The organism is Bartonella sp. B17 (assembly GCF_053795755.1).
Window position 1 is genome coordinate 808102 of sequence record NZ_CP200032.1, and the last position, 12056, is coordinate 820157.

A 12056-nucleotide genomic window follows, 5' to 3' on the forward strand; every position below is an offset into this window, starting at 1 on the left:
CAATAATAATTTGTTCGATTTTGGGTTGGTTTTGCGAAAAGCTACGTCGTAAAATGGCGTTGCTGCAGTAAACGCTCACGAGGATCAAACAAACTGCTTGACTAAATAGTCATCTGCGCCTGCTTCTAATCCATGGATCCGATTTCTCTGTTTCTGATAAAGCTGTGAGCATGAGAATGGGAACATCTTTTGTTTGATGTAGTGAGTGAGTAAAATCGATATCATTTTCGCTAGGCATCATTACATCAACTATTCGAAGATCAAAGTTTAAGCTGGCAAGTTTCTTTCTTACTTCATCGGCATTGGCAGAGATGGAAACACGAAATCCATTTTTAAAAAGAAATTGAAATAAAAGACCGGTGAATACGAGTGTCATCATCAATAACAAGTAGATGAGATGCGTTGTCGTGCAAAACTTAACTGGTCATTCTTCAAAACTATGATAAAAATTCAGTTTACACAAAATTTAATTTTACATAAGTTGTATAAAACTATCGAGCGGGTTATTTTATCAAAGAACTGAGCAGTGTATTTATAAAATTAGAAATATTTAATTTTTGAAAAGGATATTATGGGAAATCTCAGTGCATATATTATCCCAGTTACACCTTTCCAACAAAATTGCACTCTGCTTTTTGATAATGATCACAAAACGGGTGTTTTAGTTGATCCAGGTGGAGATTGGCTTCGTATTCAAGAAGGAATTCAAAAGGTAGGCGTTACCGTTGAGGCTATTTGGATAACACATGGTCATATTGATCATGTGGGAGCGGCAATGCAAGCTAAAGAAGCACTTGATGTTAAAATTATTGGTTCGCATTGCGACGATAAGCCTGTAATGGACATGATGAACGAAAGTGCTAAAAGTTACGGTATGACTGGAACACGTATTTGTGTTCCTGACCAATGGTTGGAGGATGGCGATAGCGTTAATTTTGCTGGACACGTATTTAATGTTTTCCACACACCAGGGCATTCTCCTGGTCATGTTATTTATTTCAATAAAAAGGAACGTTTTGCTTTATTAGGAGATGTACTTTTTCGTGGTTCTATTGGACGTACGGATTTTCCTTTTTGTTCTTACGAAGAATTGATAAAATCCATTAGGGATAAGATTTTGCCTTTAGGCGATGATGTGCGTTTTATTTGTGGTCATGGTTTAGGAAGTTGGATAGGTTATGAGCGCCAGAGGAATCCTTTTCTTCAAGAGATTGACAAATGAACAAACGCAAAAAAACCGCCTTAAGGCGGTTTTTTTGTTGCTTAAAATTTCTAAAATGCTTTTAGTAAGGTATATCAGAAGTTAATGGGGGCATAACAAATGTGTTCCTTGCCATCATAGCCTTTAAAGGTTCCTGTTTTTTCGTTAAATGAACGATATTTATTTTTGCAATATTGAAGCCAATTAGATGCCAATGGTTGTTGGACAGTCTGATATGTCTCTGTTGGTACTGTTTTATAAATCACCTGAGCTTGTGGAACAGTTTGATATACCACTTGGCGTTGTGGTTCTGGTGCAACTTGATAGATAACCTGTGGCGATTTTGATTTTGTTAAAACATTACCGATAAGTGCACCTGCAGCAAGACCGAAAATACCCGCAGCTAAAGTATCTCCAGAATCATTACGATTTATATAATGGTGGTTGTGTACTACATGTTTATGGTTTTCCGTGTGAGTGTAACGATGCGTTTTTTGCTCACGATGTACTTGATGACGTTCACGCCTAATATGGGTTTGTACTTGCGCTGGATGATTATGATTAAAAGCAGGATAAGAAGGACCAGTTATCGTTGTGCTTGTCATTCGTTCATCAAAGATTGATTTTACATCTGCAAAAGTTGCACTTAGTGGAGCTACAACGGTTGCAGTTGATACCGCTGATAACACCGCTAGCTTAGTAAGTTTTTTCATAGCGACACTCCTTTTATAATTCGTTATTTGCATCTTACATACGTCAAACTGAATATAGCCTGAACAATTTTGGACTTTATTTAGGCAAAACGAATAAAGAGCCATTTAGTTTAGCTAAATTATAAAATCATAAAATAAAATTAGATATTTCATGCAAAAAAGTGCAATTTATTTAGATTAATTTATAAATATTGTATTTATAAACACTTACTTTTTAGTTTTTGTAGTAAAATTTTACACTGAATAATAATATTTGCACATTATTAATTGTCCAATCTAAAATTTTAGAGAATTTAAGGTTTATTTTGAGTAGCTTGAAAGTTTAAGATCATTTATTGGAAATTTTTTTCTTTGTTTTGTTATTAGATAGTTTAATAGTATTTTTGCGAAATTTTTTTCTGTCTATTAATTCTTCAAAGTACTTATAGCCATAGCTGAACTTATGTGATCTCAGGTTCTGGTTTAATGAAGAGGACGATTGTATCATAGGATGTATAGAAATTATTCACTGTGGTAAGGTAAAGGATTGTCAATGATTGTTAATTCTACTTTCTTCAGTTGTTTGATTTCATCACGAAGTCTTGCTGCTTCTTCAAAGTTAAGATCGGCTGCTGCTTCATGCATTAGTTTCTCAAGATGTTGAATATGGGATGTCAAATTATTGCCAACCATACTGTTTTGCGTAATGAAATCTGGAATATTTGTGTGAATGTGGTCATTTTTGTATTCTGAATTGAGAATATTGCTGATATTTTTTTTGATACTCGTTGGTGTAATATTGTGCTTTTCGTTGTAGGCTATTTGTTTTTGTCGACGTCTTTGTGTTTCTTGTAAAGCTCGCTTCATGGAGCCAGTGATTGTGTCTGCATAAAGAATAACGTGACTATCTACGTTGCGCGCAGCACGCCCTATTGTTTGCACAAGCGAAGTTTCGGAGCGCAAAAAACCCTCTTTGTCAGCATCTAGAATAGCGACAAAACCGCATTCTGGAATATCTAAACCTTCTCGAAGCAGGTTGATACCAATTAAGACATCAAAGGTGCCAAGCCGCAGATCACGAAGAATTTCAATACGCTCTAATGTATCAATATCAGAATGCATATAACGTACGCGAATATCTTGTTCGTAAAGATATTCAGTTAAATCTTCAGCCATACGTTTTGTTAGAACAGTCACCAATGTACGGTAGCCTTTTTGAGTTGTTTTACGAATTTCGTTTACAACATCATCGACTTGCATGCTGGCTGGACGAACTTCTGTTGGTGGGTCAATAAGTCCTGTTGGGCGAATAATTTGTTCAGCAAAAATGCCGTGAGATTGTTCTATTTCCCAGCGCCCTGGCGTTGCAGAGACAGCAACAGTTTGCGGGCGCATAGCATCCCATTCTTCAAAGCGTAAAGGACGATTGTCCATACAAGAAGGCAGGCGAAATCCATATTCTGCTAAGGTGGCTTTTCGTCGAAAATCACCCCGATACATGCCACCAATTTGGGGAATTGTTACATGGCTTTCGTCGATAAAAACTAGAGCGTTGCTTGGAATATATTCGAACAGGGTTGGCGGTGGTTCACCAGGATTTCTTCCTGTTAAATAGCGTGAATAATTCTCAATTCCAATACATGATCCAGTTGTTTCTAACATTTCTAGATCAAAAATTGTACGCTGTTCTAAACGTTGTGCTTCTAAAAGACGTCCAGCTGCTTTTAATTCATCGAGACGTTGAGTTAGTTCTATTTTAATTGATTTTATTGCCTGATTTAATGTTGGGCGTGGTGTTACATAATGTGAATTGGCATAAATTTTAATAGATTGAAGATCGCCAGTTTTTTGTCCTGTTAGAGCATCAAATTCAGTAATTGTTTCGACTTCATCACCAAATAGTGAAATACGCCAAGCACGATCTTCAAGATGAGCAGGAAAAATTTCAATTGTATCTCCTCGGACACGAAAGGAACCACGGATGAAATTGATATCTTGTCGACGGTATTGTTGAGAAACCAAATCAGCAAGTAGTTTGCGTTGATCAAGTTTATCCCCTTTTTTTATTTGTAAAGTCATGGTTGTATAAGTTTCTACCGAACCAATTCCATAGATACAGGATACAGATGAAACGATGATGACATCATCACGTTCAAGAACAGCGCGTGTTGCAGCATGGCGCATACGGTCGATTTGTTCATTAATAGAGGATTCTTTTTCAATATAAGTGTCAGAACGTGCAATATAGGCTTCTGGTTGATAGTAATCATAATAAGAAACAAAATATTCAACGGCATTATGGGGGAAAAAGCTTTTAAATTCTCCGTAAAGCTGTGCAGCCAGAGTTTTATTTGGTGCTAAGATCAAAGCTGGACGTTGTGTTTTTTCAATGATTTTGGCCATTGTATAGGTTTTTCCTGAGCCAGTAACTCCTAAAAGCACTTGAGTACGCTCATTTTTTTCAATTCCTTCAACCAAAGTTTTAATGGCTTGTGGTTGATCCCCTGCAGGTTCAAAGGATGTTTCAAGTTGAAAAAAAACGCCGCCTTCAGATTTCTCGGGACGAATAGGGCGATGGGGTGTCCACAACACGCCATTTTTAAAAAGAGGATTTCCTGAGGCAATAAGCGCAGAAAGTGCTTCAACTGTTGCTGTGATGCCATTTTTCATCGTTGCATCCTTTAATGTAAAATGCTCATGATTTTGAAGAAAATACCAACTTTTGTTACTTATTTAAAATAACGAAAAAGTATTACGTAGCAATTTTGTTTCAGTTCGTTTGGTATTTTGTGGGATCTTTAGTTAATTTTTGAGGAAGTTTTTTCAGTGTTTTTATAATATCAGTGTTTTTACAACAATTGTGGTTGTTCTTAATTTTATTTGCATCATGATGATGTTTACGAAGCATTTATTATAATATCCATTATATACTCTGCTACGGATAATGGGTGTGATTTATGACTGAAAGCATTGTGTATGTGCGATAAAGATCATTTCCATCTTTAAATGAGAGATAACGAGATGAGACCCAGCCTGTTTGATTCTTATATCTGATGTGGCACCAATTCCCTCTACAAGCTTGAACAAATACAGATTGTCCTGCAGGAATTAAACCATGAAGTGCAGATTGCGTGCTTGGCCCCGCCCTAAAATTAAGATTCTTTGTAACAAAAGCATCTGCAGATTTAACTACTTTTGTGGTCAGAAAGAGAGAGCCAAACACAAAAAAAATTATCGATTTTTTCATTTTTTTTCCAGAGGACTCTTTTAAAGATTTTTCGTCCTTCTATCTTTATAAAAACCCCCCTCTAAACTATGATAAAACAGAGAATAATACAATTACTTCTTTTATATATTTCTTATTATAGAGATTTGAGTGGAGATTTTTAACTCTTTTAAGTGGTTTAAATGCAGTTAGTGGAGTGCTTTATGTTCTTTTTTATTTTTATATGGAAAACAAGAACGCTGTACTATATAATACTATACTATATAATAAGGGATTAGTTTTTCGGATTCCAAAAGTAATTTTGGAAGCCGTTTTTTGTATTTTTATTGAACCTTCCGTGTAATAGAAAGGGACGGATTATGGAAAAAGTTCCGATGACTACAGCTGGTTTTGAAAGTCTTAAAGAAGAGTTACGTTGGCGCCAACAACAAGAACGTCCGCGGATTATTGAAGCAATTTCTGAAGCGCGTGCGCATGGTGATTTGTCAGAAAATGCTGAATATCAAGCTGCAAAAGAGGCGCAAAGCCATAATGAAGGACGTATAAATGAGCTTGAAGATTATATTGCGCGTGCAGAGGTTATTAATGTTTCGCGGCTTTCAGGTGACAAAATTAAATTTGGGGCAACTATAAAGCTTTTGGATGAGGATACTGAAGAAAAAAAGATTTATCAGATTGTAGGTGATCAAGAGGCTGACGTAAAAACTGGTAAAATTTCTATTTCTTCACCTATTGCACGTGCGCTTATTGGTAAGCAAGAAGGTGATGTCATTGAAGTGAATGCACCAGGTGGCGCGCATAATTATGAAATTATTCAAGTGCAGTATATCTAATGAGAAGGATATACAAGAGAAGATTAGCCACTAAAAAGTTTTATTATCTTTAATTTTATGCGTGTACTTTTGCAAGAAACAGATGTCATAGCTCCTCACTTTAAAAAACGTTTGTCAGGAGTGACATCTACGATTATTCAGCTTATTCCATTGCAGCGAAGGCAAGGTATACGTATATCCACTTTGGGAGTGGGGTTGCCAAAGAATTTGCCTGCTCTCACTTTTAAAGATCTTTTGGGGCTTTGGAAAAGCCCCACAGATAAACCATTTCGTATTTGGCATGCACGGCGTAATATCGAGATGCTTTGTGGGGTCTTTTTACGCGATATTTTGCGAATGAAGCTGAAGCTCATCTTTACATCGGCATCTCAACGTCACCATAAGCCTTTTACCAAATGGTTGATTCGTCGTATGGATAAAGTTATTGCGACGAGTTTGCGTACAGGAGCCTACTTAGAGGTGCCTTATCAAGTTATTATGCATGGGGTAGATGTTGAGCGTTTTTCACCGCCAAAAACTATTGATGATCATTTTTCTTCATCTGGATTTCTGGGGAAATATGCAGTGGGGTGTTTTGGGCGTTTGCGTTATTCAAAAGGTGTAGATTTGTTTGTGGATGCAATGATAGCATTATTGCCACGTTATCCTGATTGGACAGCAATTATTGCTGGTCGTACTATGATGCAGCACTATCATTTTGAAAAAAAATTACACCAAAAGATTGCTGAGTTTGATTTAAGCGATCGCATTATTTTTCTTGGTGAGATATTGGATGCACCTCTATGGTACCGTCGTTTATCGCTTTATGTAGCACCTTCTCGTATAGAAGGTTTTGGTTTAACACCATTAGAGGCAATGGCTTCTCAGACTGCTGTGGTGACCAGTGATGTAGGAGTGTATAAAGAATTAGTGGTAGAAGGAACAGGGACGGTTGTCAAAGCAGGGGATTTACAGGCTTTAACAACAGCGATTGAACCTTATCTTGCTGATTTAGAAAAAACATTAGTGGCTGGAGAAAGAGCTTTATTCCATGTTCGTGCTCACTTTCCTTTAGAAAAAGAGGCAGCAGCAATTGGAAATGTTTATGAAACGATGTTTGCAGAAAAAAATTTTAAACATATTCAAAGCTTCTCTTGAGAAGCAAATGAAATAAACTATTTTAATTTTTGCAAATTAAATCTTTTAAAAAATAATAAAACAATATAAACATTATTTTATGTATTTTATACTTTAAGAATGTTGCTTTAAATAATAATTCATACATTTTATTTTGTTTCAAGAGTGTTTTTTTAGAAAATATAGGAAAATTTTTTAAAAAATAGATTTTTTAAGCCATTTAACTTAATCTAGTGTTTGAAACAATAGTGTATTTTTCAGTAAAAAGTTCAATATTCGTGTGCACTGCAATATAAAAATTATTTGTGCTGCAAGTTATCCAGCTTTACAAATTCACAGTTTTTCTTAAGGTTGAAATTCTTACAGAAAAATTTTTAAAGGGAGTAGCTTAAACAAAGCAAAATTTTGTGAGATTATGCTTATGTAAGAGCCATTGAATGATAACTGACAATTTTAATGTAACGTATTTATTTTAAACGATTAATGCACTCAAGATAAAAATATCAGAGAAGCTAACTTGTGCATTAGTTTTATATCATTGACATTGAATGTTCTTAGAAATTTTTTAATTAATCGAATCCTATAACGCATGTTATTTATTCTGTAAATTCTTTGCTATTATAAAGAAAAAATGCCCAAGCATTAAAACTGTTCACGCCAAAAAGCGGGGATAAAAAGCACAAATATGGTTATAATTTCAAGGCGTCCAGCCAACATCAAAAAGCTTAAAATCCATAAAGCATTGTCATTAATTGTAGAAAAATTGCCAACAGGACCAATAATATCTCCAAAGCCTGGACCAATATTTGAAAGAGCAGTTAAGACACCTGTAAAGGCAGAAGTGAAATCGAGACTGGTTGTAAGTAAAAGTGCTGTACCGATAATAAGACAAAACATGTAAAGGCATACAAAAAATAATACTGCTTTAGCAGCATCATTTGATATATTTGAATGATCATAGTGCGTTTTTACAATGACATTGGGAGAAAGAAGTTTTGCTATATTTGTTTGCGTAATGCGCCAAAGAATAATTAGGCGATTGATTTTCATGCCGCCGGAGGTAGAACCAGCACATCCACCTGTAAAAGAAACAATGAAAAAAACTCCAAGTGCAAAAGGTCCCCAAAGCTGATAGTCTTCAGCACTATAGCCAGTGGTGCTGATGATAGAAGAAAGGTGAAAAATTACATCAAGAAAAATCTGGTAGAAGGCGCGGTGATCATGAAATCGCATCCATGCAGCTAGTGCAAAGCTGAAAATTAAAACAATATTAAAAAAAACAATTACTTGCGGATCAATGAAGCGTTTTGAACGGCCAGGAAGCACTAATTTAACGTAAAGCACAAAGGGTAAAGAAGAGAGTAACATAAAGATTGTAGCAACAATCAAGATAGCTGGTTTATCAACAAAATAGCCAAAGGAGGCATCATGGGTTGAAAATCCAGCTGTTGCGATTGTGCTCATTGCATGGTTAACAGCATCAAATAAAGTCATACCAGAAGCAAAGTAGGAGAGCATGCAAGCAAGTGTTAATCCGACATATGCTATAATAATTCCATTAGCGATTTGATTTATGCGGGGGAGTATTTTTTCAGATTTATCTGATGATTCCATATGAAAAAGCTGGACACCTCCAACGCGCAGTGAAGGTAAAAGCAATAAAGCAAAGCCAACAAAGCCAATGCCTCCAATCCAGCACATGATAGAACGCCATAGTAAAATACTTCGTGATAAATTATCAAGGCCAGTAACGACTGTAGAACCTGTGGTCGTAATGCCAGAAACGGATTCAAAAACCGCTCCTGCTAAAGAAATTGGAAGAGAAGAAAGATAAAGAGGAAAAGCACCCACGATACTTCCCGTTAACCAAAGACAAACAGTGAGCATAAAACCAAGCCTTGCTGAAAAACAGCAAGTGGCACCTCTGGTTGCCAAAAGAATCAGCGTTGCTAACATAGTAGTCATGGCGCAAGAATAGAGGAAGATCTTCCAATCATGGTTACCATCATGCAAATCCACAAATGCTGGCAGGAGCATTGTCATTCCCATGATTAACGCAAAACGCGCACAGACATTGATAATAAATTGAAAAATGATTATTCCCTATCTTTTTTTATCACAATTTCATATTCATTAGAATCTACGTTTTTATATTACAAGATAAAGCCTAATTGATACATTAGGTAGGAGTTCTCTGGTAAGTTAGTAATCAACCTTTAGTAATAAAGTGAAGAAAGCACATATACACTATAATTTAAGTTGTTGAAAAATGTTTTTTTAAAGGCAACATTTTATTATAGTTTATAAAGTAGTCCAAGGATCAAAAATGAAAGGGATGCCATGGAACAATCGCATATTCGTCTGCTTATCATTGGATCGGGACCTGCAGGCTATACAGCGGCGATTTATGCGGCTAGAGCAATGCTAAAACCTGTTTTGGTCACTGGATTGCAACAGGGGGGACAGTTAACGATTACAACTGATGTTGAAAACTATCCAGGTTTTTCTGAGCCAATCCAAGGACCATGGTTGATGGAACAAATGGCAAAACAGGCCGAATATGTGGGCACAAAAATGGTCTATGATATTATTATAAAAGCCGATTTATCAAAGCGCCCTTTTGTTTTATATGGAGATTCGGGAACACAGTATTTTTGTGATACGTTGATTATTGCAACAGGAGCGCAAGCGCGCTGGCTTGGCTTGGAAAGCGAACAAACATTTATGGGTGTTGGTGTTTCTGCTTGTGCTACGTGTGATGGTTTTTTTTATCGTGGCAAGGACGTTCTTGTTGTCGGAGGTGGAAATACAGCTGTTGAAGAAGCTCTCTATTTATCAAATTTAGCTAAAACTGTCAGTGTAATTCATCGGCGAGATCATTTTCGGGCAGAAAAAATTTTGCAAGATAGGTTACTTGCTTGCAATAATGTACGTGTTATTTGGAATCATGTAGTGGAAGAAATTGTTGGTATACCAGCGCAGGCTTCAACAGGAGCTTGTGTAACGGGTGCATGTCTTAAAAATGTGATAACGGGTCAGAAAATTCAAGTCGAGGCAGATGGGGTATTTATTGCTATTGGACATAATCCTGCTGTCTCTTTGTTTGAAGGACAACTAAAACAGAAAGCTGGTGGTTACTTATGGACAGCACCAGATTCAACAGCAACGAGTATTGCTGGTGTTTTTGCTGCAGGAGATGTTGCAGATGATACATTTCGTCAAGCTGTAACAGCGGCAGGAAGGGGATGTATGGCAGCATTGGAGGCAGAACGGTTTTTAGATTTACAGGTATAGATGTCCAAAAGTCGACATCCATAAAGTAAAATATTAAAGGAAAAATTGTGATGTCACCATTGGATTGGGATAAGCTAAGAATTTTTCATGTTGCAGCAGAGGCTGGTTCTTTTACACATGCAGCTCAAAGGCTTCATTTATCTCAATCAGCAATTTCACGACAGGTTTCAGCTTTAGAACAGGATGTTGGTGTGTCTCTGTTTCAACGTCATGCACGTGGTTTAATTCTAACAGAGCAAGGTGAAATTCTTTATCGCACAGCGCATGATGTTTTGATGAAGCTTGAAAGTGCGTGTTTGCAATTAAGTGAAAGCTGTGAAAAGCCAGCGGGACGTTTGCGTGTTACATCAACCTTCGGAATGGGAGCTGGATGGCTTGTAAAGCATATGCCTGAATTTCTTAACCTTTATCCTGATATGCGCATTCAACTTTTATTTGATGATGAAGAACTTGATTTGGCAATGCACCATGCAGATTGTGCAATTAGTTTGCGTCAACCTAAACAACCCGATCTTATACAAAAAAAATTATTTACAGTTCATATGCATGTTTATGCTTCAAAGAATTATATTACAAATTATGGTAAACCAGAAAAATTGTCGGAGTTAGATGCGCATCGTATTATTTCATTTGGCCAACCTGTGCCAGCTTATTTATCTGGTTTAAATTGGTTAGAAAAGGCTGGAAAAAACGATGGATCTTTGCGTGTTCCAGTATTACAAATCAACAATATTATTTCAATTAAGAATGCGCTTGTACATGGTCTTGGCATTGCTGTGCTTCCTGATTACATCGTAAATAATGATGAGCGCGTTATGCGTCTTTTTCCCAATATGATTGATATTCCTTCTTTTGATACCTTCTTTTGTTATCACGATACTTTAAAAAATTTTGCAAAGTTAAATGCTTTTCGAGATTATATTTTTCTGAAAGCTCGTACATGGTCTTTTTGATGGATGGTATGTTTAAGCTATGTGTTTATTGCATAGCAGGTGCGCGTAAGTTGTTATTGTTCTTTTGGGTATAAAATGACATAAAGCGTCATCTCTTGATCATGTTGCCTCCCATTGCATTTTCTTGAGTGTTCCCTTATGAAAATCTGTCGGATTGATTTTATCTCTGGGATTTTCAAAATTTGCCGGGCATTAATTTGTCCGGCTTTTTTTATTTATGTCTAAAATAAAAATTGATATGTCTTAAAGATTGTAAGAAAAAGTTTTATAGACGTCTAATAATTTTTTTACAAATGTTAGGTGAAACTAAGAATCTGAGCAGGGGTTTTATGAGTAAAAAACTGTAAAAGATAAAATATGATGGGATATATAGTGTAAGTGCCAGATTTTCAGCATTGCAAAATTTAATTAAGATATTTTAAGCCTTACAAGTATGTGGCAATGTTTTTTTATGATAAGAATTCAATATGATTATAGAAATTTTTAAATTTTATTATAAATTTGAGATAAATAATGGCATTCTTTAAGCATGAAAAAAATAGAAGTCTATTTATTTTGCGTTGTGTCATCTTAGAAATGATTTGTGTACCATCAGCGTGAGTTGAGTATCTAAAAACTTTTGATTTCTGTTATGATATATGCTGGTGTATAATTTCATTAACACAAATTTTTTTACAAAATCCATTTATTAATGCAACAACTTAACTTGTCGGAAATATGGAAAAAATATTTGTACTAAAT

The 12056-nt window shown here is 35.8% G+C and carries 9 protein-coding genes and 1 pseudogene; 5 read left to right on the top strand and 5 right to left on the bottom strand.

Features of this window, described 5'->3' with window-relative positions; genetic code table 11:
• Positions 1–4 precede the first annotated feature (4 nt).
• Positions 5–413 (bottom strand): annotated as a pseudogene (locus V4B18_RS03565) (response regulator); the annotation flags it as partial.
• Between the two features lie 158 nt (positions 414–571).
• On the opposite strand from V4B18_RS03565, the gene V4B18_RS03570 reads away from it, so the two are divergent.
• Complete coding sequence (locus V4B18_RS03570) at positions 572–1222, top strand: MBL fold metallo-hydrolase (RefSeq protein WP_455476445.1); 651 nt, start codon at positions 572–574, stop codon at positions 1220–1222.
• A 74-nt stretch (positions 1223–1296) separates the two neighbouring features.
• Here the strand turns inward: V4B18_RS03570 and V4B18_RS03575 are convergent, their stop codons facing one another.
• From V4B18_RS03575 to V4B18_RS03585, 3 genes are all read right to left on the bottom strand, one after another.
• Positions 1297–1914, bottom strand: coding sequence for a BA14K family protein (locus V4B18_RS03575; protein WP_455476446.1), 618 nt, complete (start codon positions 1912–1914; stop codon positions 1297–1299).
• A 501-nt stretch (positions 1915–2415) separates the two neighbouring features.
• Positions 2416–4563, bottom strand: coding sequence for an excinuclease ABC subunit UvrB (gene uvrB, locus V4B18_RS03580; protein WP_455476447.1), 2148 nt, complete (start codon positions 4561–4563; stop codon positions 2416–2418).
• Between the two features lie 265 nt (positions 4564–4828).
• Positions 4829–5140 carry an SH3 domain-containing protein gene (locus V4B18_RS03585; RefSeq protein ID WP_455476448.1) on the bottom strand — a complete coding sequence of 104 codons (312 nt, stop codon included), beginning with the start codon at positions 5138–5140 and terminating at the stop codon, positions 4829–4831.
• A 338-nt stretch (positions 5141–5478) separates the two neighbouring features.
• Between V4B18_RS03585 and greA the strand changes: the two genes are divergently transcribed.
• Both greA and V4B18_RS03595 read left to right on the top strand, forming a co-directional pair.
• Complete coding sequence (gene greA / locus V4B18_RS03590) at positions 5479–5952, top strand: transcription elongation factor GreA (protein ID WP_455476449.1); 474 nt, start codon at positions 5479–5481, stop codon at positions 5950–5952.
• A gap of 57 nt (positions 5953–6009) precedes the next feature.
• Positions 6010–7089, top strand: a complete 1080-nt coding sequence (locus V4B18_RS03595; RefSeq protein WP_455476450.1) for a glycosyltransferase family 4 protein — start codon at positions 6010–6012, stop codon at positions 7087–7089.
• 621 nt (positions 7090–7710) lie between these two features.
• On the opposite strand, the gene V4B18_RS03600 is transcribed toward V4B18_RS03595, so the two are convergent.
• Positions 7711–9105, bottom strand: coding sequence for a TrkH family potassium uptake protein (locus V4B18_RS03600; RefSeq protein WP_455476451.1), 1395 nt, complete (start codon positions 9103–9105; stop codon positions 7711–7713).
• Positions 9106–9408: 303 nt separating this feature from the next.
• Between V4B18_RS03600 and trxB the strand changes: the two genes are divergently transcribed.
• Positions 9409–10362, top strand: coding sequence for a thioredoxin-disulfide reductase (trxB, locus tag V4B18_RS03605; protein ID WP_455476452.1), 954 nt, complete (start codon positions 9409–9411; stop codon positions 10360–10362).
• Positions 10363–10409: 47 nt separating this feature from the next.
• The gene (locus V4B18_RS03610; protein ID WP_455476453.1) at positions 10410–11315 is read left to right on the top strand and encodes a LysR family transcriptional regulator; all 906 of its coding nucleotides are present in this window, start codon (positions 10410–10412) and stop codon (positions 11313–11315) included.
• Positions 11316–12056 lie beyond the last annotated feature (741 nt).